General features: G+C 68.6%; 20 protein-coding genes and 6 pseudogenes. 16 read left to right on the top strand and 10 right to left on the bottom strand.

The genetic code is table 11. The features are described from left to right. The first annotated feature begins 783 nt into the window (after nucleotides 1–783). Nucleotides 784–993 (top strand): hypothetical protein, encoded by a 210-nt coding sequence (locus tag ACIBAD_RS36535; RefSeq protein ID WP_398911292.1) that lies wholly within the window; start codon nucleotides 784–786, stop codon nucleotides 991–993. Here the strand turns inward: ACIBAD_RS36535 and ACIBAD_RS36540 are convergent. Next, on the bottom strand, nucleotides 927–1,379 hold the full coding sequence (locus ACIBAD_RS36540; RefSeq protein WP_398911295.1) for a DUF6233 domain-containing protein: 453 nt from the start codon (nucleotides 1,377–1,379) through the stop codon (nucleotides 927–929). The genes ACIBAD_RS36535 and ACIBAD_RS36540 overlap by 67 nt on opposite strands. Before the next feature lie 349 nt (nucleotides 1,380–1,728). On the opposite strand from ACIBAD_RS36540, the gene ACIBAD_RS36545 reads away from it, so the two are divergent. The 4 genes from ACIBAD_RS36545 to ACIBAD_RS36560 all read left to right on the top strand — a co-directional run bounded on the left by ACIBAD_RS36545 (nucleotide 1,729) and on the right by ACIBAD_RS36560 (nucleotide 5,433). Further along, nucleotides 1,729–2,760, top strand: a complete 1,032-nt coding sequence (locus ACIBAD_RS36545) for an RNA ligase family protein (RefSeq protein WP_398911296.1) — start codon at nucleotides 1,729–1,731, stop codon at nucleotides 2,758–2,760. 322 nt (nucleotides 2,761–3,082) lie between these two features. Further along, complete coding sequence (locus ACIBAD_RS36550; RefSeq protein ID WP_134076397.1) at nucleotides 3,083–3,739, top strand: hypothetical protein; 657 nt, start codon at nucleotides 3,083–3,085, stop codon at nucleotides 3,737–3,739. Between the two features lie 516 nt (nucleotides 3,740–4,255). Continuing rightward, nucleotides 4,256–4,417 (top strand): hypothetical protein, encoded by a 162-nt coding sequence (locus tag ACIBAD_RS36555; RefSeq protein ID WP_166682225.1) that lies wholly within the window; start codon nucleotides 4,256–4,258, stop codon nucleotides 4,415–4,417. Nucleotides 4,418–5,151: 734 nt separating this feature from the next. Then, nucleotides 5,152–5,433 carry a GlsB/YeaQ/YmgE family stress response membrane protein gene (locus ACIBAD_RS36560; protein ID WP_398911299.1) on the top strand — a complete coding sequence of 94 codons (282 nt, stop codon included), beginning with the start codon at nucleotides 5,152–5,154 and terminating at the stop codon, nucleotides 5,431–5,433. Between the two features lie 222 nt (nucleotides 5,434–5,655). Here the strand turns inward: ACIBAD_RS36560 and ACIBAD_RS36565 are convergent, their stop codons facing one another. Further along, nucleotides 5,656–5,943, bottom strand: coding sequence for a chaplin (locus tag ACIBAD_RS36565; protein ID WP_134076396.1), 288 nt, complete (start codon nucleotides 5,941–5,943; stop codon nucleotides 5,656–5,658). Nucleotides 5,944–6,221: 278 nt separating this feature from the next. Next, a pseudogene (locus ACIBAD_RS36570) lies at nucleotides 6,222–6,593 on the bottom strand (transposase); the annotation flags it as partial. A gap of 784 nt (nucleotides 6,594–7,377) precedes the next feature. On the opposite strand from ACIBAD_RS36570, the gene ACIBAD_RS36575 reads away from it, so the two are divergent. Further along, the gene (locus tag ACIBAD_RS36575) at nucleotides 7,378–7,566 is read left to right on the top strand and encodes a hypothetical protein (protein ID WP_398911301.1); all 189 of its coding nucleotides are present in this window, start codon (nucleotides 7,378–7,380) and stop codon (nucleotides 7,564–7,566) included. A 45-nt stretch (nucleotides 7,567–7,611) separates the two neighbouring features. Further along, nucleotides 7,612–8,427 (top strand): class I SAM-dependent methyltransferase, encoded by an 816-nt coding sequence (locus tag ACIBAD_RS36580; protein ID WP_398911325.1) that lies wholly within the window; start codon nucleotides 7,612–7,614, stop codon nucleotides 8,425–8,427. Between the two features lie 249 nt (nucleotides 8,428–8,676). Here ACIBAD_RS36580 and ACIBAD_RS36585 read toward each other — a convergent pair whose 3' ends face one another. Then, entirely contained in the window at nucleotides 8,677–9,018 is a 342-nt protein-coding gene (locus ACIBAD_RS36585) for a VOC family protein (RefSeq protein WP_398911303.1), read from the bottom strand. A gap of 362 nt (nucleotides 9,019–9,380) precedes the next feature. On the opposite strand from ACIBAD_RS36585, the pseudogene iscX reads away from it, so the two are divergent. After that, a pseudogene (gene iscX / locus ACIBAD_RS36590) lies at nucleotides 9,381–9,523 on the top strand (Fe-S cluster assembly protein IscX); the annotation flags it as partial. 101 nt (nucleotides 9,524–9,624) lie between these two features. After that, nucleotides 9,625–10,086 carry a MarR family winged helix-turn-helix transcriptional regulator gene (locus ACIBAD_RS36595; RefSeq protein ID WP_398911305.1) on the top strand — a complete coding sequence of 154 codons (462 nt, stop codon included), beginning with the start codon at nucleotides 9,625–9,627 and terminating at the stop codon, nucleotides 10,084–10,086. 402 nt (nucleotides 10,087–10,488) lie between these two features. Here the strand turns inward: ACIBAD_RS36595 and ACIBAD_RS36600 are convergent. Further along, nucleotides 10,489–10,674 (bottom strand): annotated as a pseudogene (locus ACIBAD_RS36600) (thiol:disulfide interchange protein); the annotation flags it as partial. 70 nt (nucleotides 10,675–10,744) lie between these two features. Here ACIBAD_RS36600 and ACIBAD_RS36605 point away from each other — a divergent pair. The 4 genes and pseudogenes from ACIBAD_RS36605 (at nucleotide 10,745) to istB (ending at nucleotide 14,761) form a co-directional block, all read left to right on the top strand. Further along, nucleotides 10,745–11,287: a GNAT family N-acetyltransferase gene (locus tag ACIBAD_RS36605; protein WP_398911307.1), complete on the top strand. Its 543-nt coding sequence runs from the start codon at nucleotides 10,745–10,747 to the stop codon at nucleotides 11,285–11,287. 84 nt (nucleotides 11,288–11,371) lie between these two features. Next, nucleotides 11,372–12,165: pseudogene (locus tag ACIBAD_RS36610) on the top strand (IS3 family transposase); the annotation flags it as partial. A 147-nt stretch (nucleotides 12,166–12,312) separates the two neighbouring features. Continuing rightward, nucleotides 12,313–13,964 (top strand): annotated as a pseudogene (gene istA / locus ACIBAD_RS36615) (IS21 family transposase). Next, nucleotides 13,961–14,761 (top strand): IS21-like element helper ATPase IstB, encoded by an 801-nt coding sequence (gene istB / locus ACIBAD_RS36620; RefSeq protein WP_398911308.1) that lies wholly within the window; start codon nucleotides 13,961–13,963, stop codon nucleotides 14,759–14,761. The pseudogene istA and the gene istB overlap by 4 nt, the downstream one beginning before the upstream one ends. Here istB and ACIBAD_RS36625 read toward each other — a convergent pair. The 4 genes from ACIBAD_RS36625 to ACIBAD_RS36640 all read right to left on the bottom strand — a co-directional run bounded on the left by ACIBAD_RS36625 (nucleotide 14,751) and on the right by ACIBAD_RS36640 (nucleotide 16,861). Beyond that, nucleotides 14,751–15,260 (bottom strand): hypothetical protein, encoded by a 510-nt coding sequence (locus ACIBAD_RS36625; protein WP_398911311.1) that lies wholly within the window; start codon nucleotides 15,258–15,260, stop codon nucleotides 14,751–14,753. The two genes, istB and ACIBAD_RS36625, sit on opposite strands and share 11 nt — an antisense overlap. A 287-nt stretch (nucleotides 15,261–15,547) precedes the next feature. Then, nucleotides 15,548–15,775: a hypothetical protein gene (locus tag ACIBAD_RS36630; protein WP_398911313.1), complete on the bottom strand. Its 228-nt coding sequence runs from the start codon at nucleotides 15,773–15,775 to the stop codon at nucleotides 15,548–15,550. A 23-nt stretch (nucleotides 15,776–15,798) separates the two neighbouring features. Continuing rightward, nucleotides 15,799–16,131 (bottom strand): DUF6233 domain-containing protein, encoded by a 333-nt coding sequence (locus ACIBAD_RS36635; RefSeq protein ID WP_398911315.1) that lies wholly within the window; start codon nucleotides 16,129–16,131, stop codon nucleotides 15,799–15,801. Between the two features lie 244 nt (nucleotides 16,132–16,375). Beyond that, complete coding sequence (locus ACIBAD_RS36640; protein WP_398911317.1) at nucleotides 16,376–16,861, bottom strand: hypothetical protein; 486 nt, start codon at nucleotides 16,859–16,861, stop codon at nucleotides 16,376–16,378. Nucleotides 16,862–17,678: 817 nt separating this feature from the next. Between ACIBAD_RS36640 and ACIBAD_RS36645 the strand changes: the two genes are divergently transcribed. The 3 genes from ACIBAD_RS36645 to ACIBAD_RS36655 all read left to right on the top strand — a co-directional run bounded on the left by ACIBAD_RS36645 (nucleotide 17,679) and on the right by ACIBAD_RS36655 (nucleotide 21,552). Then, complete coding sequence (locus ACIBAD_RS36645; RefSeq protein ID WP_398911319.1) at nucleotides 17,679–19,052, top strand: cytochrome P450; 1,374 nt, start codon at nucleotides 17,679–17,681, stop codon at nucleotides 19,050–19,052. A gap of 154 nt (nucleotides 19,053–19,206) precedes the next feature. Then, nucleotides 19,207–20,418, top strand: coding sequence for a terpene synthase family protein (locus ACIBAD_RS36650; protein WP_398911321.1), 1,212 nt, complete (start codon nucleotides 19,207–19,209; stop codon nucleotides 20,416–20,418). A gap of 93 nt (nucleotides 20,419–20,511) precedes the next feature. Next, a complete protein-coding gene (locus ACIBAD_RS36655) occupies nucleotides 20,512–21,552 on the top strand; it encodes a polyprenyl synthetase family protein (RefSeq protein WP_398911323.1) in 1,041 nt (346 codons plus the stop codon). Nucleotides 21,553–21,593: 41 nt separating this feature from the next. On the opposite strand, the pseudogene ACIBAD_RS36660 reads toward ACIBAD_RS36655, so the two are convergent. Next, nucleotides 21,594–21,743: pseudogene (locus ACIBAD_RS36660) on the bottom strand (transposase); the annotation flags it as partial. Nucleotides 21,744–21,927 lie beyond the last annotated feature (184 nt).

The following is a 21,927-nucleotide window of genomic DNA, read 5'->3' on the forward strand; positions in this document are numbered from 1 at the left end:
GCCCGCTGGGCATCGGTCACCGACAACGGCGGAATCTTCGGACCCGGACGACTCATACCCAACCAACGATGAATCTTCGACTCAGGTCACTAGGGGATTCGGTGTTGTTCCTGGACCGGCACGGCGACGGACGCGGCTACCAGCGCCCCGACTGCACCGCGTCCCCGACCATCTGACCAGCGGGCAGGTGCAGACGCGGTCGTACCCACCCCGCTGAGCCCTCGGCCTGTCGCAGGGTACGCCGGTGGGGTGGTCTGTAGCGTGCGGTCATGCCTGATGCCCTGTCCTCCCGGAAGCGGTCAATGCTCTTCGACCGGTTGCGCAACGGGCAGGACGTGGCCACCGCCGCCCAGGCTGCGGGCCTTAGGGTGCGGCAGGTGTTCACCGCGGCGCGCACCGACACAGCGCTCGCCCTGCTTTTAGCCGGCACCGATCCGGAGGACCCCGGCGCCACCGGGGTCGTCAAGCGTGCCGAGTACCTGCGGCTCCTCGCTCTGGGATGCACGCCCAGCCTAGCCGCGCAGATCCTTCTCGACGGCACGGGCAAAGCCAGTCACTGGCGGCGCGAGGACCCGGCGTTCGCGCGGGCCTGCGACGCGGCCGGGAACCTCGCCTCCGGCCCCCCGGCACCGGCACGCGCGCCCCGCTTCACCCCCGAGCGACGCCGCGTCGTCCTCGACCACCTGGAAGCCGGCCTGTCGGTCACGGCGGCCGCGGCCGAGGTCGGGATCACCACCGGTCATCTACCAGCGGCGCAAACGCGATCCCGGGTTCGCCGCAGCCATGGACACCGCCCACCACGCCCACCCCCGCACCCCGGACCGGGCGCCCGGCACCGACGAGTGGGACGCCTTCTTCCGCGCCCTACGCCCCGGCGTCGCGCTGCGCCAAGCAGCCCTTACGTCCGGGATCCGGCCCGAGGCCGTCTACGACCGCCGCCGCGCCGACCATGCCTTCGCCCACCGCACCGACCAGCAACGCACCACCCCCTGAATCCCGGGAACAGGCCGCGGCACTTGCCGATTGCCAGCCCGGTGACGGAGCCGCTCGACGCCCAGGGCGGCATCAGGCCGGCAGTACGGGCAGCCGGGGACGCCTTCGGCGAGCGCCCGACGCGCCTCGTCCAAGGTCATGGCCGTGCAGCGCTTACGGGTGTCCCAGCAGCCTCCGGCGTGGACGCGGACCGGGAGCATGCCCACGCCGATGCCGCGCTCGATCAGCCAGTCCGGGGGCGGCGGCGCAGGCCTGCGTACGGCCGCGGCCGCCACGTGCTGCTCTTCGACGGCGATCCAGTCGCGTGTGCGTTGCAAGTCCTGGAGCTGCACCTTTTCCAGGAACCGCAGGAGCTGAAGACGCGACGGTGCGGGGAGCTCGGACACGTCAGCCTCCGTACTGCGCCTTCCGCGCCTCCTTGCACGCCGCGCACAAAGGCGACGCCCCGACTCCGTAGCGGCATGTCGGAGCGTGGCATTTCGAGCAGGGGCCGGTCTGGCTCGGCGCCCAGGTCACGGCCTGCGGCCGGGGTGTGGGGGTGGGGGAGGTCATGGCGGGCTCCTGAGGTGCGGCGGACTCTCCTATTCCATCACCTGTTCGATTACTTGGCCCAGCTCTGCCCCGACTGTCGCGCGGCTCGGGTTCGTCGGGTTCCGCCGTCCGGCGTTCTCGCCGGGCCGGGTGGGCGGGCGCGGGTCAGGCTGGCGCTGGCGTCGAGGACAGGGAGGCCTTGGGATGGTGTTGCGTCCGCCGGTGGAGCCGATGTTGGCGCAGGCCGACGAGGTGGTCCCGCCTGTGCGTCCGCTCGCTTCCGGGGTGGCGTATGAGCAGAAGTTCGACGGGTACCGGGTGCTGGTGTTCACGTCGGCCGGGCCGGGTGGCCGGGTGCTGCTCCAGACCCGCCGCGGGGCCTTGGTCCAGGGCGCGTTCCCCGATCTCGTCGCGGCTGCCGAAGCGCAGCTCCCCGCCGGCCTGGTCCTGGATGGCGAGCTCCTCGTGTGGGACAGCGGGGTCGGCGCCCTGTCGTTCGAGGGGTTGCAGCGTCGGGCCGCTGCCCGCGCCCGCAGCGCTCCCGCTCTGGCCGCGAAGCTGCCGGCCCTATTCGTGGTGTTCGACGTCTTGCAGATCGACGGCCGCGAGCTGCTGCACCTGCCGTATGTGGAGCGCCGCGCCCGCCTGGAGGCCCTGTTTACCGACCACGCCCTGACGGCCCCATGGACCCTGTGCCCGATGACCACGGACCCGGCCAAGGCCCGGGAATGGCTCGACTCGTGGACGGATGTGTCCGGCGTCGAAGGCATCGTGGTCAAGCCCCTGACCAGCCGCTACATGCCCGGCCAAAGGGGGACGTGGACCAAGGTCCGCCGCCGGGACACCACCGAGGCGATCATCGGCGCCACGACTGGCACCCTCACCCGCCCGCAGCTCCTCGTCCTTGGCCGCCATGACCAGGACGGCCGGCTGCGCGCGGTCGGCCGCACCGTCCCGCTGCGCACGGAGGCGGCCCACCTGGTCGCCGAACACCTGACGGCCGCCGGCCCCGGACATCCCTGGGAGGGCGTCACGTTCGCCGCGACATGGGGGTCCCGTGACGTCCTGGACGTGCGCCTGGTCCGCCCCGACCTGGTGGCCGAGATCAGCGCCGACCGCTCGACCGACCGGGGCGGAGTCTGGCGCCACCCGCTCCGCTTCAAGCGGCTGCGCCTGGACGTGGGTGTTGAGGATGTTCCCCGGTTCGGGCAGGGCCCGGCCGCCGCAGCCGGCTGACCGGACTTTCGGCACGGCCCGCAGGGGCGGGGCCCGGCACTCTGGGGGATGGCTCGGTGCGTCGGCGAGTCCAACGGTTGGGGTGCTGGCACGTCGTGGCGCCACTCCTGCGCCAGCGGGGCGTGCCGCCCACCGTGCCGCACAGGCGCTCCCGTCCGGTCCGGGCGGCCCCCGGCGTGCCTCGCGGCCTTGTTCTCGTGTAGCTGCCGCCAGGGGGGGCGAGTAACGCTGACACTTCGATCCCTGCCAGAAGATCCCGTTACCGGAGCGTCTGAGTCGAGTTGGGCTCTGCGGAAGTGTTTCAGCGACCAGGACGGATGGCATGGAAAAGCGGATGTGGATTGCGGCAGCGCTCACGGCGGTGGCTGTGGCCGGCGGTATCGAAGTCGCCGCGTACGGCGCACCGCAGGAGCCCGCTGCGGGGTTCCCAGCAGGCCACTTCAAGATCAAGAGCGAGAAGACCGGCGAATGCATCCAGGGATTCCTCGGAACGGCGTCTGACACCCTCGGGGATGGCAGCAAGAACCCCGAGGCCGGACGGTACGTCCAGACCGCCGGACTCATGCCGTGTGCAGACACCAAGGATCAGGAGTGGAAGTACGACGCCACCCGCAAGCAGCTGGAAAACCTCGGTGTGGACGGCGACCGCTGCCTCGCACTCAACCACAACGTCAGCCTCGGCGAGCTGGGTGGCGAGCTGGACACCAGTGAGCAGGCTGGCGAGAAGCCCGGATGGAATCTGTCGTTCGGCTGGTGCGGTGAGGCGTCCAGCGAGCCCGTGAGGTCGTTCAAGTTCCAGACCGACAAGGGCCTGATCTGGTCGCCGGCCGGTGACCAGATCAACGAGGGTCTGATCTTGGAGCCCGGTGACAAGGCGCCCCCGAACAACGCCTACCTGACGGCAGCCGAAGAAGGCCGTGTCACCGGAATGCCCCAGGGTCAGGCCGGACAGCAGTGGACCTTCCCCACCATTCCGTAGGCCCGAAATGGCGTCACTGAGGTTCCCCTTGAGGCCAAGGGCTCAGCAGGGCTCAGCAGGGCTCAGGGGGACTGTCGGGATGTCGCACAGGCGGGAGGCGGGCGAGTCGCAGTCATTTCACCCGAATGAGTCACTCAAAGGAACAATCAACTACACAGGGTGATGTGTATTGGGGGTTGTTCCAGGCGAACAGGTGGGTCATGCGCTGCCCAACGAGGGGCGGCCGCGGCGGGCGCCCCTCTCGACGCCGCCGGCCCGCCAGCCGGCGGGCCCGCCCTAGAAGGGGTGGGTGCACAGGCGGGCCGACAGAGCGATCAGCCGGCGCCGCAGCGCAGTGGTGCCCGTTCCTGCGGGCGCCTGTTGGGATGGTTGGGCTCACCAGTCCAGGTGACGTTGCGTCAAATCAAGGCGTCAGTATCAACGGGCGTGGCTACTCTCCGACACGGAAGATCTCGAAGAGGCAGACCCGCGTGTAGCGGGCTTACACGAGGCTGGGAGAGCGCTATGCAATACGGCGTGCGAGACACGGTGGAGTACCGGGACGAGGCAGGCAACCACCAGGTGGGAAGGATCGAGCGGGTGATGGGCGGGGGGCAAGAGGTGCGCTACACCATCTCGAAGGCGGCCGGTGAGAACGAAGAGGTCACGCACGGGCAGATCGAGAGGAAGCTGGACTAACCACTTCGCCGGCCCGCGCTCTCGCGACAGGCGTGCTGCTCGTCGCGCGGGCGCGGTGCCGCCGGAGGCGCTGGCCGGGAATCACCAACGGGCCCTTTTAGCCACCACCGGCCTTCGGGACCCTACCGCTCCGCCTAGCAAAGCCGTCAACTTTCTCCCCTAAACGATCAAGTTCGCCCCTTAAGCGGCGTGGGGGCGGCTATGTGGCCGCAGCCTAAAACCCGGCACCGTCCCTCGAACGGCTTGGCGCCGCCGGGGCGGGCCGTACCGACGGCTTGGCCATAACTCCCAGCGGCGGGCGAGGGCGGTCTCAAGGTGGGACCACAGCGTGCGGCGCTGCTGTCCCGCCTCGTACGGCCGCTGGTTTACAACTTTCGGTGCGTCGTCCATGACCGCACAACGAGCCAGGCACTGCCCGGGCTGTCGACCGGGGGCGGGCACCCTGGATCACTCGCCGGCCCTGAGTTCCGGGTCCCGGTCGGCGGCTTGGCCGCGACAACGTTCGTTCCGTTCGCGCTCTGCTGGGCAAGCGCCCCGCTTATCCCGGCCGGCGCCGTCGAGGCCCCGGGCCCCGGTGGGGAGAACCGGCTGCTCCCAAAGCGCGGAAGCGAAGGACTTGTCTCGGTTCTCTGCCATCGCGGGCGGCGGATCCGAAGAGGGGGACGTTTGAAAACGCTGTCTCGGTGCAGACGTGCGCTGACACAGGCCATATACATCGAGGTAGGAGACGCGTCATGGGCATTCTGGCTTGGATTCTCATAGGGCTGCTCGCGGGCCTCATCGCCAAGGCGATCATGCCGGGCAAGGACCCGGGCGGCATCATCATCACCATGCTCATCGGGATCGCGGGCGGCCTGCTCGGCGGCTGGCTCGGCAAGGTCATCTTCGGCGTCGACTCCATCGACGGGTTCTTCGACCTCTCCACCTGGATCGCCGCCATCGCCGGCTCCGTCATCCTGCTGGCCCTCTACCGCCTGTTCACCGGCAACAAGCGCCACCACCACAGCCACGCCTGACCCACGCCTCCCACCGCATACGGCAAACGGCTCCCCCTCCCCGAGGGCGGAGCTGTTTCGTTTTCATCGCCGAGAACTCCAGCGCACAGCCCGGTAGGGGGCCGGCCTGCCCTTGGACGACGTGGGGGAGGCCGATCGGTACCGGGCTGTGCGCTGCGGCTGGTTCACATGGCGGTCTGGGGTCGCGGCGCGAAGTGAGCCGGGTCCAGGGCCTGGTGTTTGTCAGTATTCGCCGTGCTGCTGGCCCTTGTAGTGGTCCTTGTCGCCGCCGCTCTTGTTGATGCAGACGTTGCCGAAGGCCGGGTTGAGAGCACCGACGACGTTGACGGTGTTGCCGCAGATGTTGATCGGGATGTGGATGGGCACCTGGACGACGTTGCCGGACAGCACGCCGGGGGAGCCGATGGCAGCGCCCTCGGCGGTGGCGTCCGCGGCCGCCAGGCCGGCGCCGCCGGCGAGGACGGCAGCGGCTGAGGCGGTAACCGCGACGGCCTTTGCGATACGCGACATCAAAATCTCCTAGTGAATGTGGACCTGCCGCAGGGAGTACGGCACGTGCGCCCCTTCAAACAGCACGGGCAGGCAGCCGGTTACGGCAGTTGGGCCGGATCGGTGACCAGGCCACCTCTTCAGTCCTGTCGGCGGGGCGGGGCGCGGTTCGGCGGGTCTGTGGTGCGGGCGCAAGGACCCGGTCACTCATGCCTGCTCGCCGAGGGCGCGGTTACGGGCGGCCCACGCTCTCCGGTGGTGGGTGAGACCGGGAGGCGTTCGAAGGTCCGGCGCAGTGGCCGGCCGGCCTCGACCTCGCAGCGGGCCGTGTACGGCTGTCCGGACCTGGTCATGGCGGGGAAGGAGCGGTCCGAGCACGTATCAGCATCCGGCCGCAGCCACGGGGATACGTCCACCGCCCACACCAGGCGGCCGTCCGCGGCCCTGGGCAGAGGCACCCCGGCCAGGGCCCGCCGCAGCCGGGCGACATCGATCCGGCCCCGGTTCAGCCCGGAGTACAGAGCGCCGTGGCCCCTCCGATGCTCGGGCACGAGGGCCAGGTCCACGAGAGTACGGACCGGCCCCTCGGAGCACAGCAGTGCATCGTACAGCTCAAACAGTGCGTCGCTTCTGGAGACCATGCGTGCGTACAGCTCCGATCGGAACTCCATCACCCTTGTGCACACGTCTCACTGACCCCTGAGCTCGACCAGTTCCACGACGGCCTCCGTGCCGCAGCGACCCTGCCCACAGGATCAGGCGGTCGTTCCACTCGGCGGGCGGGGCGTCTGGTCCCCGCTCTCGTCGGATCGGGCCATGACCCGGTTGACGATGTCGTACTGCTGGCGTTGAGCGGGGGCACCGCGGTGGGCTGCCTGGTGGCGGCGAGCAGAGCGGGCGCCGGGGGGGCATCACGGCCCCCTGTACGCGGCGTGCACGCACCGCAAACACCTCACGCAGCATCCGGACACCATCACCGTGCTGATGCCCGCGCTTGGCTGACCCTGATCCAACGCACCGACCTGGCCGCCACCGCCGACCTTCTGATGACAACAGTGTTGCGCCCCGTGCCCAGCGCCCAGTGCAGTTCTTCGGTCCTGGCCGCGAAGGCGGGGTCGTCCTCGCTCAGCTGCTGCCAGCGCCGTTCCCGCTCAGCCTCGGCGGCGGCGAGCCGGTCGGGAGTGACGGCGAACCGTGGCGCTGCCCATTCCTCCCAGACCAGCCACCGACCCTCACGCAGGCTGTACCGGCTGCCGACCAGCCGGCCCCGAGGGTGTTCTCCAGCTCCCGGTACGTCGCCTCGGACATCCCAAGCTCCCACCCCATCTGCGCCCTGCTGCGCCCGGTGAAGATCCCGCAGGTGCCGCAGGGTCTCCCGCTCGACGATGCGATACCACCAAGCGCATCGCACTGGGCACGTATACGGTCGACCCGACGAAGGTGAAGGTGGACCCAATGACGGTCAACGTCACCGGAACCGAGGTCAAGCTCACCCCCGAGGGCGCCACCGCGATCGACACGGCTTTCGGTGAGAAGGTGTTCAAAGTCGGCGACACGCTTTTCGACGGCGTGTGCACGCATGACCGGCTGGCTGCGCATGAACCTGGCTCCACTTATCAGCTTCCCTTGGAATCGATCATCTAGGCTGGCGCGGTGACTGATGAGCAGGAGCGGGTGCAGCCGTCGGGAGTGTGGGCCACGGCGGTGGGGGTGGCCAGGGTGCGGGCGCTGGAGACCGAGCGGGAGAACGCGCTGTTCTGCGACCCCCTGGCACAGGCCTTCGCCACCGCCGGCGGTCTGTGGCCCGCCTCGCCGCCGCTGCCCGATGACGAGGCCGCGCGCCGCCGCCGGCTGGCCGTGTCGTTCTCCATCGTCATCAGGACGAAGTTCCTCGACGACCTGTTGCAGCAGGCCTCCGCGTCCGGGGTCCGGCAGGTCGTGCTGCTCGGCGCCGGCATGGACAGCCGGGCCTTCCGGATGGACTGGCCCGAGGGCACCCGGCTCTTCGAGGTCGACACCGCCGCCCCACTGGAGTTAAAGGCTTCGGTGCTGCGCCATGAGCGGGCCGTCGCACGCTGCGAGCGGATCACCGTTGCGGTGGATCTGCGTGAGGACTGGCCAGGCGCGCTGGCCGCCGCAGGGCACGACCCGGCGGTGCCGACCGTGTGGATCGCCGAAGGACTGCTGATCTATCTGCCCGAGGACGCGGTGGAACTGCTGCTGGCCCGGATCAGTGCGCAGTCGGCGGCGGGCAGTTGGATGGGGCTGACGTTGGGCTCGCGCGGCGTGATCGAGCGCTTCGGCGCGGACGCCGTGCCAGGTTCGGCGGCGTCCATGTGGGTCTCGGAGATGCCCGACGACCCGGTGGGCTGGCTGGCCGGGCACGGCTGGGAGGCAGGCAGCCACACCCTGCGCGAGCGCGCTGCCGCCTACGGCCGCCCGATCAGCACTCCGCCGCAGCGCGAGGAGCGGCCCGGCGGACTGATCTCGGCTGTCCGCCGGTAGAGCGCCTCCTCCCGGTTCCCCACCGAGGACGTAAGCACCTGACCGGTGTCAGTTCTCATCGACATTTTCCGGCCCTGTGATCATAAAGTGCTGCCCGGACTCGGTGATAAACGGTGTCGCACGTCAGTTACGAAGCCACGCCATCGAGTCGCGGGCACGAGCTACGACAAGCTGGCTGTCCGCTTTGAGGCGACCGTGCCGGTCGCAGTCATCAACGAGTGACTGTGACGGGCACGGTGGCGATGTTCGTCAGTGGACGCAGAATTCGTTGCCGGTCGGGTCCTGCAGCACAGTCCAGGTCAGGTCGGGAATGCTGTGTTCACCGACGACGCTCGCACCCAGAGCGACAAGCCGCTCCACCTCCCGCACCATGCCTGTGCCGGACGCGGCGGCGAAATCGATGTGTACACGGTTCTTGCCGCGCCGCTCTTCGGCCACACGCTGGAATCCCAGCGCCAGAGGCTGCGCTTTGACGATGACGAAGTCGCCGTGGTCCTGGGTGATCGCGCCTCCCAGCGCAGTAGCCCACCACTGGGCCGACTCCTGCGGTTCCGCACAGTCCACCGTAATCATCACTGCTGTCAGGGTCATGGTCGTCACCCTAACCACGACCACCGACAGTCATCAGCACCAGCCGTTCTCAGAGCTGTGGCCGACGACCGTCGAAGACTTTCGATGCGCTCACGTGGCTGTGAGCGGCACTTCCACGACGGGCCCTGGTCGGCTACCGCACGGCCATCCCTTGCGCATGCCTCTCCAGAAGGCGCCCGGCCAGTACCGCTCTTTCGGGGTACTTTGTCCAGCCCAATCACTTCAGACTCTGACCAGTTCGAGTAGCAGCTCGCTACCGCTGGGGTTGGATACCGGGAGCCGCTCGGGCTCGTGCTGGTTCAGTCGGTGACGAGGGGTTCGATGTTGCCGACCGCAGTGGGCAGTTCCCGGCCGCCGGCTTCAGGCCGGATATTCCGAGGTTTGCGAACCTCGTCGACCTGCACCGATGGGTGCTGGCCCTGCCTCACTTCAGCGACGACCCCTCCGGTGGAACGAGAAGGTCCTGGAGGCGATCCAGGCAGCATGGATCGACGAAGCCGACTGAGAACACGAGTCCCTGGCTTCCCCGGCGAACTGCACCGTCGCAGCCATGAGACCTGAACCAGCCTTGACCTCAACCGCACTTGAGGTCCTAGCTTAGCGATCATGACGACCTCAAGCACCCCGCAGAACGGCACCATCACGTTCGGCCAGCGGCCCATCGCCCTGGTCGCCTGGCGCGCCACCGAGGCGATCCTGCGACTTTCGCAGGCCACCCTGGCACGCATCGACATGACCCAGCCCCAGTGGTGGGCGCTCAACAACATCGTTCGGGCCGAGCACGGCCTCACCAGGGAGGAAATCCGCGCCTTGGCCCTGCCCTACGGCATGGGCCCCCAGGCTATGGTCGACGCCTCCGACGCCCTCGTACACCGGGGCTGGCTCGGCATCGGCGCGGACGGCCGGCTGACCCTCACGGAGCAGGGTCGCGAAGGCCTGGCGACGGCTAAGGAACACATGGACCGGGTACGCGCGGAGCTCCTCGGCGACATCACGGAGGAGGAGTACGCGACTGCGGTTTCCGTGCTCCAGCGCGTCACCGACAACCTCGCCCAGGGGTCGTTGTGAAGGTGCCCGTCACAGCGATTTGAGCGACCACGGTTGAACGGCCGGCGGCCGGGTTCGGCAGACTCTGTTCGTTGGAGTCCGCCGCCCCTTCGGCCGGGCCGCTGGTGGCGCCCTCGGAGGTCGTGGGCGGCGAGGTACTTGTCCCTGTCGACGCCCTGGTGGCCGGGTAGCCGACCTGATCCTGGGGGTCGGTGAGCCTCTTCCGATGCCTCTCAATGGCGAGCCACCGCCACACCGTCCGCTCCGACACCCCCAAACACTCCCCCCGCAAGACGCACATGCCCCCGCGACAGCCATCCCTGGGCCCGCAGCCCCAACAACCGTTGCACGGCAGGGCCGCGCAACGCCGTGAGCGCCGGACCCTGGAGCTCAGGCACCGGCTCTGGCACGTGCAGCGGTGCCGTCGAAGACGGAAGCGTGGACCTTGCCCTCCGCGCCCCTGGCTTCGAGGGTCAGGAAAATCTGCCCGTGCGCGTCCCTCAGACCGCCGAACATCGCTGGGAGCTTGCGGAACGCCACATCTTTGGGGAGCTTGTCGACCCACGGGGCCACCGTGGGCTCGAAGTGGTAGGCGTGCAGGCAGCCGTACTAATAGGGCGTGTATCGAGAGTGCCTAGTGAAGAGGACGGAGACCGCAATTGTGATCCAGAATGATTGGATGGTCACGCTTGAGACTCCCCGTTTGATCCTGCGTCGTTGGCGCGAGGAAGACGTTGCGCCCATGGCTGCCGTCAACGCCGACCCCGAGGTCATGCGGTGGATCCGCGACGGCAGCGTCCTTGACGAACAGCAGACACGCGGCCGGGTCCAGGCATGGGAGAGCGAGTGGGAGTCACAGGGCTTCGGCCTGTTTGCCGTGGAGATCCGGGCCACTGGCGAGCTGGCCGGGTTCACAGGCCTGTCGGTGCCCGACTTCTTGCCGGAGGTACTCCCGGCGGTTGAGGTCGGCTGGCGGCTGGGACGTTCACACTGGGGGCAGGGCTTGGCCACCGAGGCCGCTGCGGCCGCTGTACGGTTCGGGTTCGAAGAGCGAGGGCTGGAGCGGATCGTCAGCATCACACAAGTGGGCAACGACGCCTCCGAACGGATTATGACCAAACTGGGGATGCATCCTGTCCGTGAGACCGTCAATCCCACCGGCGGTCGGCGGGTACGGGTGTTCGAGTTGTCGTCGGATCAGTACGTCACAACCACTCGTTGATGGCTGCGACGAGGAAGGTCGCCTCATAGCGGACTGAACCGTTCCGGGTTCGGTGGGGACTCGATCATTTGAGAGGATCGAGTTATGGCACGTCCTTCCCAGTACCCGCTTGAGCTGCGCCGTCGTGCGGTGCGGATGGTCGCCGAAGTGCGGCCGGAGTACGACACCGAGTGGGCCGCGATGAAAGCGGTCGCCCAGAAGCTGGGCATCGGCACGACCGAGACGCTGCGCAAGTGGGTGCGACAGGACCAGGTCGACGCCGGCACGCGGCCAGGCGCGACGACCGAGGAATCAGCCGAACTGAAGCGGCTGAAGAAGGAGAACGCCGAGCTGAAGCGGGCGAACGAGATCCTCAAGGCTGCGGCGTCTTTCTTCGCGGCCGAGCTCGACCGGCCACACACACGCTCGTAGCGTTCATCGACGAGCACAGGGGCCGCTTCGGCGGCGTCGAGCCGATCTGCCGGGTCCTGACCGACCACGACTGCAAGATCGCCCCGTCCACCTACTACGCCCACCACAAACGCCAGTCCGCCCCCGCGGCCCGCACCCTTTGCGACGCCGAGCTGAAGGCCCTGATCACACAGGCATACGAGATTAATTATCGTGTTTATGGCGCCCGGAAAATCTGGCGGCTGCTGAACCGGCAGAAGGTAGAGGTGGCCCGCTGCACCGTCGAGCGCCTCATGCGCGAGCTCGGGATCGCCGGCGCAGTCCGCGGCAAGAAGGTGATCACCACGATCCCCGGGGCGAACTCTGAACGGGCCCCGGACCTCGTAGACCGCGACTTCGTCGCTCCAGCCCCGAACCGCTGCTGGGTCGCCGACTTCACCCACGTCGCCACGTTCGCCGGTGTCGTCTACGTCGCCTTCATCGTGGACATGGCTCTATAGACGACAAGTGACTCCAGCCAGAAGGTGACTTCTGACTCCACTTGGGCTGGGTGGAGTTCGTGTTGATGGGTTTTGGCTCCAGTGGAGGGCTGGTGGTGGGAGGATCGGGGTGCTAGCGAGCGTGAGGGGACTTCAGTGCCCGGCTCCAAGGTCGAGTTGTATGCCGCGATCCGTCGTGATGCGCGGGACGCGGGTCTGTCGAGTCGCGCGCTGGCGTTGAAGTACTCGGTGGGCCGGCGCACGGTGGCTCTCGCGCTGGAGTCGGCGTGGCCGACTGCCCGGAAGCGGATGCCGCCGCGGGGATCACGTCTTGATCCGTACAAGCTGGCCATCGACGGGATGCTGCGGGCGGATCTGGACGCTCCGCGCAAGCAGCGGCACACACTCACGCGGATCTTCCACCGGCTGCTCGACGAGTACGGCGCCGAGGAAGTGTCCTATGCGATGGTCCGCGACTACGTCTTCGACCGGCGCCGGGAGATCCGGGTCGAGGAGGGCCGCGGACCTCCGGCCTCCTTCATCCCGCAGACCCACCGCCCGGGCGATGAGGCGGAGGTCGATTTCGGGGACGTGTGGATCAACCTCGGCGGCACCCTGACGAAGTGCTTCCTGTTCTCGCTGCGGCTCTCGTACTCGGGCCGGGCCGTCCACAAGATTTTCGCGTCCTGCGGGCAGGAGGCCTTCCTCGAAGGCCACGTCCACGCGCTGAACACGCTCGGCGGCGTCCCCTACGGCAGATCCGCTACGACAACCTGCGGGCGGCAGTCGCCCAAGTGCTGGGCCTGACCCGGCGCCGAGTGGAATCCGAACGGTGGACCGCGTTCCGCTCACACTATTCGATCACCAGCTTCTACTGCCACCCAGGCATCGAGGGCGCCCACGAGAAGGGCGGGGTCGAAGGCCAGATCGGCTGGTTCCGCAGAAACCACCTGGTCCCCGTCCCGCAGGTGGACACCCTCGCGGAACTCAACCTGCTGGTCGAGCAGTGGGACCGCCAGGACAACGACCGCCGTATCCGGCTCCGCCCCAAGACCATCGGGGAGTACTTCCAGGCCGAGCACCCGCTGCTGGTCCCGCTGCCTGACGAGGTTTTCGAGACTGGGTTCGTCTCCTCGGTGCGGGTGGACCGCTACGGGCAGGTCTCGGCCCGCACCAACCGCTACTCGGTCCCGGTGCGGCTGATCGGCCAGAGGGTACGGATCGTCCTGCATGCCTCCGAGCTCGTCGTCTACGACGGTCCCAAGGAAGTGGCCCGGCATGAGCGGCTGATCGCCAAGGGCGGATCCCGCCTGGACCTGGACCACTATCTCGAGGCCCTGGTCCGCAAGCCCGGCGCCCTTCCCCGCGCCACCGCGCTCGAGCAGGCCCGTTCAGCCGGCAAGTTCACCCCGGTCCACGACGCCTGGTGGCAGGCCGCCTGCAAAGCCCACGGCGACCCCGAGGGCACCCGGGCCCTCATCTCGGTCCTGCTCCTGCACAGGCACATGGCCCACGAGGACGTGGTCGCCGGAATCGCGGCCGCGCTGAAGGCCGGCGCGCTGACCGCGGACGCCGTCGCCCTGGAGGCCCGCAAAGCCGCCGACACCGATGCCGGCGTGCCAACTCCGCACCAGGAACGGATCACACGCCCGGCGGAGGGCGGGGCGACGGTGACCTCGCTGACCGCGCGCTGACTGGCCGCGCTGCCGCCAGACCCCAGGCCGCTGCCGTCGGTGGCTGCCTACGACGAACTGCTGCGGCTGCGCCGCCGGCACGCCGGACCACCCGCACAACAGGGGGAATTATGAGTGCAAAGCGCAACCGGGGACTGACCGAAGAAGCCGCGGACGCGGCCGTGGACCAGGCATGCCGGATGCTGCGGCTGCCGACGATCCGGGCCCAGTACCCGGAACTGGCCGCGGCCGCCGCACAGGACCAGATGACCTACCGCGGGTTCCTGGCCGAGCTGCTGATGTCGGAATGCGACGACCGGGCCCGGCGCCGCTCCGAGCGGCGCATCAAGGCCGCCGGCTTCCCACGGGACAAGTCCCTCCGGGCCTTTGACTTCGACGCCAACCCGGCCATCGACCCTGCCGCGATCCATACCCTGGCCTCCTGCGACTGGGTCAAGAAGAGCATGCCGCTGTGCCTGATCGGCGACTCGGGGACCGGGAAGTCGCACCTGCTGATCGCGCTCGGCACCGAGGCCGCGATGCAGGGCTACCGGGTCAAGTACGTCCTCGCGACCAAACTCGTCAACGAACTCGTCGAAGCAGCCGACGAGAAACTCCTCGCCAAGACCATCGCCCGCTACGGCCGCGTCGACCTTCTCTGTATTGACGAGCTGGGATATATGAAGCTGGACCGGCGTGGTGCTGAACTCCTCTTCCAGGTTTTGACCGAGCGCGAGGAGAAGAGTTCTGTGGCGATAGCCTCCAACGAATCGTTTGGAGGCTGGACGAAAACCTTCACTGATCCCCGGCTCTGCGCGGCCATTGTGGACCGCCTCACTTTCGGAGGCAACATTATCGAGACCGGCACCGACTCCTACCGGCTGGCCGTCACACGGGCCCGCGCCGAAGCGGCCGCAGGGGTCACGAGCTGACGTCTGTCCCTGTCACAGGGCTAGGGCTGTCTCCTTGGTCATCTGCAGGCGCTTGCGGATGGTCCACGGTGGTGCCGTCTGGATTCAGCCCGAAGGCGGCCGAAAGAACGGCGGGTAGATCCGCTTCCGGAAGTGCGGCACGTATCTCAGCCAGGACCTGAGGGAAGTCTTCATCGTCAATGAAGCCCATGTATTCCTGGCGGAGCCGGGAAATGGCCTCTACGAGCTCGGGCCGTAGTTGCATCCAGGCGCGAGATGAACGGATCTCTTCGTCGACCTGGTCCATGAACCAGCGCATTACTTCGTAGGGAACTTCCAGGTGACGCCCGCGAGGGCCGAAACACACCGTCGGTTCGCGCGCAGGATCCTCGTCGGGGACGACTGCGGTCACAAGGTGGAGTTGCTCGGCGGCGAGCTCCAGTTCCAAGTACCAGGCGTCATCGGCTAGGGAGTACATCGCGGTGATCGCGTAGTGGCCATTGGGGTGCGGGATGGGCATGGCCGCATGCTTTCACGCTCGCCAAGGCGGGGCGTCGCGAGCCCTACCGCCACAGATCGGACCGGCTTGATCCACCGGTCCGAGAGGTCGACCACCGTCCAGAACGGCCGAAATATTGGTCGCTCACGTGTCCAAGGTGGAGTCACTTCTCAAATTCAGACCTTGCCCCTGTGACCCCTGAACGGAGTCAGAACTGACCTACCTCTGGAGTCAGTTGTCACTGACGCAGCCACCGGCGCAAGCATCGCGGGCCGCCCCCCTCTCCGGGTGGTGGCCCGCTGCTGTGCTCACTCCTCGCCGGTGTCCGGGCTCCAGACGGCCGGTCCGCCGCCGCGCCACTCGATGAGCAGCTCGTCGTCCAGGCGGACGTCGTCGGGGTCGAGGCCGGCGCGGCGCAGGAATTCGAGGAGGTCGCCGGGGCCGAGGGCGCGGCCGAGGATCTCCCCGTCGACGCGGACGCGGCGCCCGCCCTCGGCATCCGGGGGGTAGACGACGACGCGCAGGGCAGGGGGCATTCCTCCACCGTGGCGCTGGCCGTTCACTCCGGCATCCCGAGGGCGGTGTCGGGGCGGCAGTGGGGGCAGGCGGGTATCCCTTCGACGAGCGCCCGGCGCGCCTGGTCGGTGTCGATGGGGGTGCAGCGTTTTCGGCTGTCCCAGCAGCCCCCGGCGTGGACGCGGACCGGCAGCCGGCCCGCGCCGATGCCACGCTCGATCAGCCACGCGGGCGGCTCGGCCGGAGGCCTGCGCCGCGCCGCGAGGGCCTCACGCTCCTCTGCCGTGTTCAGCGCCCGCTCGGCGCGGCCGAGCTCGCCGCGCAGGTACGTCACGACGGTGCGCAGGCGCGGGAGATCGGGCGGGAGTTCGGACACCGCTCAGCCCCCGTACTGCGCCTGCCGCGCGGCCTTGCATGCCGGGCAGAGCGGCGAGGCCCCGACTCCGTAGCGGCAGGTGGGAGCGTGGCAGCGGGCGCAGGGGCCGGTCTGGCTCGGTGCCCAGGTGACGGGCTGGGGTCTGGCGGGGGTGTCGGGGGTGGGCATCGTGTGCTCCTGGGGATGCGGAGGACGTCCCTCCTATTAGATCTCATGTTCGATTTTTTGCGCGAGTCTGTGCAGGTCATCGGCCGTAGGTCTGGTGACACAGGGCGGTGATGGCGGTGCTGGTCACGTCGTGCGCGGCGCGGCAAAGGGCCGCCATGTCGTCTGTCCCGGCACCCGTCGCGGGTCGTGCCGGGTGGGCGGGCGTACGGCTCGGCTGCGCCTTGGCTTTCGTGGGCTTGGGTTTCACGGCGTGCCTCGGCGGGGCGGCCTTGCGCTGGGGTGCGTGCCGAGCGTGCCGGTTCTCGTCGGATGCCTCGCGGGCGGCCGGGGCGCGGCCGCCCGGGGCAGGCCGATGGTCGTCCTCGGGGGCCGTGGATGGCTTGGGCAGGCCGGAGAGAGGCAGCCCCGGCCCTGTGTCCGGCCGGGGGGCGGCGGCTGCTTGTGGTCCGCCGGGATGGCGGGGGAGGCTTTGGCGGGCCGGGTGGGGGGCGGGGTGGACGGTGACGCATCCGGAAGCCGCGAGCAGGGCGGCGAGGAGCAGGGGCAGGGGCCAGCGGCGCATGCCGTCACCGTGCCGCAGCCTGCCCCGGCACCGGTGCTGACGGCCCCGCCGGGCCCCTCGGATGGTGGATGCGGCCGCCGCGTCGCCGGGCCGAAGCGGGCCGGCCTGGCCGACCCTGGAAGAGGGAAAGGCCCTGCCGCCGATCCGGTGACCCTGGCCCGCGGCTATGGGGGCCGCTGGCAGGTCGGCGACCGTCATGTGCGCCGCGGACGCACGGCCGGTGGCGGAAGAGGCGGAACTCCAGCGGGGTTCCTGGTCGGCTTCGATCTCCACGACCACGCTCGATGAGACACAGCGACGGGGGGTCCGCGCCGCCTTGAGTCGCCTCCTTGCGGTTCCTGGCTCGTCGGCCTGTATTGCGATAAGTCCCACGAACGAGCTATCACGCACCGGGGAAGATCGGCCTTTAGGCCATCTTAAGTGTGGAAAGCGGCCTCACCAGCGGTTTTTCACCTCTTGCGAGGTGAGTGAGGCTGTAGCTTCCTCGGCGTGACGACGACGGAGGAGAGCGCGGCCCTACCCGAGCAGAGGCGCGAGGAACAAGCAGAGCTGGGGCCGAGGGTCGAGCAGATGGCCGCCGGGGCAACGCTGGCTCTGATCACCGGCTCGGAGGCCCGCGGGGCCGAGTCTCCGCTCCACAAGGCCGCGCACGGGCTCAACGAAACGCCGAACGTACCGGACTCCGGCGTCAGCCAGCCTCCTGCCTGCTGTACACGTTGGCCTGCGGGCTCCTCCTGCTGTAACCCAGCATCCGCGAAGTCCAGGCACGCGCAGCCCAGTTCTGCGGGACGCCCGACACTGCAGCGGAGGATTGATCATGCAGTCCGATAACTCTTTCGCCACCGCGCCAGGGGCGTTGCCGCTGCTCGGCCACACGCTGCGGTTTCTACGCGACCCGCTGTACTTCCTGCGGTCGCTGCCGGCCTTCGGCGATGTCGTCACGATCCGACTCGGGCCCGTCAACGCCCTCATGGTCTGCACTCCCGAACTCATCCGCCGTGTCCTGGTGGACGACCGCACCTTCGACAAGGGCGGCTTCCTCTTCGATCGCGGCCGCGAGGTTATGGGCAACGGCCTCGCAACCTGCCCATACCAGGAACACCGTCGACAGCGACGACTGATCCAGCCGACCTTCCATCAAGCGAACCTGCCAGCCTACGCGCGGGAGATGAGCGCGCAGGTCCGCGCGGCGGCCGACGCGTGGCAGCCCGGCCGAACCATCGACGTCCCGGCCGAGATGACGATGCTCAGCCTGCGCACCGCCGCAGCCACGTTCTTCTCTGCCACGCCCGCCGCTGTCCGTGAGTCGCTCATCACCGACATGGCGACCATTGGAACAGACGCGTACCGGCGCATGCTCCTGCCGCCTCGCGCCGCTGCCATCCCCACCCCCGGCAAGCGCCGCTACGACCGGGCACGCACCCGGTTCCGGCAGACCGTCAACCGCGTCATCGCCGACTACCGAGCCGACGACATCGACCGCGGCGACCTGATGTCAATGCTCCTGGCAGCCCAGGACGACCTCGCTGGCCCAGGCGCACAGGGACACTTGTCCGACGAAGAGATCAGCGACCAGGTCATGACGTTCTTCTTTGGCGCAACGGAAACGCTCGGCGCAAGCCTCGCCTGGGCCCTGCACCTGCTGGGACGCCACCCGAGCATCGAGGAGCGGCTGCACGCCGAGGTCGACGCCGTGGTGAACGACAGTGTTGCCACCTTCGAGGACCTGCCCCGGCTGGAGGTGACTCGGAACATCATCACCGAGACACTGCGCCTGTATCCGCCGGCCTGGCTGCTGACCCGCATCACGACAGCTGACACCGAACTCGGCGGCCGGCCGGTCCCCGCCGGGACCGTCGTCGTCTACAGCCCCTACCTGGTGCATCACCGCGCCGATCTATACCGCGACCCGGAGCGTTTCGATCCGGACCGATGGGTGCCCGAGCGAGCGAAAACCATCCCCCGCGACGCGTACCTGGCCTTCGGGGCAGGTGCACGCAAGTGCATCGGTGACTCCTTCGGGATGACCGAGGCCACCCTCGCGCTCGCCACCATCGCAGCCCGGTGGCGACTGGAGCCCACCCCGGGCCGGCAGGTCAAGGCTGCGCCGTCCGCGGTCCTGGGCCCCACAGGGCTGCACATGCGTACCCTCACGCGCGAACACGAAGGGGAACGGAGCCTGACGACGTAGCACCCGCGCGGGCGACCGCAGCGATGGGACCGGCGGCAGCTGCCCCGGCTCCGTAACGGCGCCGATCTGGTCCGCCCGACCGGCCCGACGATCCTCACGGGAAGAGTGAGACGTGCCGACTCTTACAAGATCATGGCCCTACCGCAACGCGTTCATGGAACTCCTGACCGATCACACTCGCGCGTACACGCCGGCCGATGTCGAACGCCTACGTCTGATGCAAGGCGAATATGTAGCACTCATTGATTCACACGGCCCCGGGCTGCTGTCTTTGGATGACCTGCTCAGCCCGGTCGGGTTCCGGTTCGGGGAAGCCAGTGCGAACATCCGGCCGCACCCGGCCGAGCAGTCGGTGACGGCCGAGGTCGAGTCCTGGATGCACGCGAACCAGCTGTGGGTGAGTACGACGCCCCACATCGTCAGCGCCTGCAGCTGGGTGTTTCCCACGGCGAGCAGGACGGCGCTGACCCTGCAGAGCAAGCTCCTCTCATTCGACTGGTATCTCAACGACACACAAGGCAGCGATCTGGCCGGCGTGCACGCGCAGGGCGAGCCCCGGCTGGCCGCGGCCGTCGTCGCCATCTGCGATGACCTCGATGCCGCCCCCGACCGCGAGAGCATCCAGGAACGAGCGGCCAGGCAGCTCCTGCGCGAGATCAAAGCCGGTTCTCCTGCGTCCTGGTTCGCCTGCTTCCTCAGTCGCTTTCGCGATCACGTCCAGCTCACGCACCAAGATCTCAGCATCCCCGCAACGGGGGTTGTGCCATCGATGTTCGGATACATCCAACAGCGGATCCGGACCTCCGGCATGGGCTACGTGACCTCATTGCTGGAGCTCGGCCTCGATGCCTACCTCAGCGACCTCTACCGCGAACCCGACAACCTCATCTCCGCCCTCGACCGTCTCATGTTCCTGGCGGCGGCCATCCCGGCCATCGGAAACGACATCGTGTCCTTCGAGAAGGAAGTCGTAGACCTCGGGGCCAGCGACAACCTCATCACCGTCCTCGCCCTCAACCGCCCCGGAACCAGCCTGCTGGACGCGATCAAGGCCAGCGGCTACATCGTCGCCGACATGATCCAGGAGTTCGCCACCCTCTCGTCGCACGTGGCCAGCCTCGCCGCGGACCTGCACACACGCGATGAGCCCAGGGCCAGCGCCCTGCTGCGCTACCTCGACGGCCTGGACGCGATGATGAAGAGCCAATGGACCTTCCACGCAGTCAGCCGCCGCTACCGGTACCCGAAGTCGCTCTGGAAGGAGATGGCCGTGGACCACGAGGCGATTGCCACCCGACACGTAGAGGCTGTAATTCAGCTCGCCCGACGGCAAGGGTCTGCCGGTGCTCCGTCGCCCAGACTTTGATGTGACCGAACGCCCTCGGCCTGCTCCGCGCGGCCGGGAGCAGGGGCATGTGGACCCGCCGTATCCGCGGGGACTGGATTGGGAGGCAGCGCGATGGTGACCAACGCCGAGGTCATCCGCAATCCCAGGACCGCCTCCCAGGTGCTGACTGACGCGCGGGCGCTGGTCGGCCCGCCCCTGCGCAGGGCGGTGGATTCGCTGCCGGCACCGGTACGGCGGACGGTGGGCTACCACTTCGGCTGGCTCGACGAACAGGGCCAGCCCGTCAACGCGGGCGCGGGCAAGATGCTTCAACCTGCGCTGGCACTACTGTCGGCCGAGGCGGTCGGCGGCAGTGCCGAGAACGCCGTCGCCGTAGCGACGGCCGTCGAGTTGGTGCACAACTTCTCGCTGCTGCATGACGACGTGATGGACGGCGACCAGGTGCGCCATCACCGGCCGACAGTGTGGGCGGCATTCGGGATTCCGGCGGCGGTCCTGGCAGGGGACGCAGTGTGGGTGCTGGCGCTGCAAGTGCTGGCCGACACGGGCGCGATCTCGAGCCAAGCGACGCATGTACTCACCGCGGCCCTGCAGGGCCTGGTCGATGGGCAGAGTGCGGACCTGGACTTCGAGCGCCGCGACGACGTGGCCCTACCGGAGGTCGAAGCCATGGCGCTCGGCAAGACCGGAGCGCTGATGGGGGCGGCGTGCGCCTTGGGTGCCCTGTCCGGCGGTGGCAGCCGTCCGCAGGTGGATGCCCTGCGGGAGTTCGGCGAGCGGCTTGGCGTCGCGTTCCAACTCGTAGACGACTTGCTCGGCCTATGGGGTGACCCCGCGGTGACGGGGAAGCCCGTCGGCTGGGATGCGGCCCGCCGCAAGAAGTCCCTGCCAGTGGCAGCCGCTCTTGCCTCCGGCACGGCGTTTGGGGCGGAGCTGGCCGGCCTCTACCGCCACGACCGCCCGCTGACCCAAGCCGAACTGGCCCGCGCCACCCGCCTAGTCGAGCTCGCGGGGGGACGGGACTGGGCTCGGCGGGAGGCCGATCGGCGCGTGCGCGAGGCGCTGGCCATCCTGTGGGAGGCGACTCCCGTCCTGTCCGTACGCGCCGAGCTGACCGCACTGGCCGACCTGCTCGGCCACCGGGATTGTTGACTGGAGCAGCCATCACGGCCGACCCGTCCGGTTTGCTAGAAGATCGCGTTCACGATCTCCCGGAGATCACAGGACACAGGGTCTCCGGTCGCCGACCGGCCCCCCCGGTCCTGCTTCCACGCCGTGACCATCGGCTCGATCAACGCCCCCTGCTCGTCCGATAAGTCGCTGGGATACGGGCTTCGGCCCATGCTCACATCTCAGCATGCACATTTCGAGCAGTCGGCCTGTACTGCGATCAGCCCTACGAACGAGCGATCACGAAACGAGGAAGATCGGACTTAGTGGTCGAGCTTGGAAGTCCTTCGGGGGTTGACTGGAGCCGATGCCAGGTGTGCCTTCCGATCAGATACCGAGGGCGACGGGTATGTGGGG

It is taken from the genome of Streptomyces sp. NPDC051109, from assembly GCF_044455885.1.
Classification (GTDB): Bacteria; Actinomycetota; Actinomycetes; order Streptomycetales; family Streptomycetaceae; genus Streptomyces.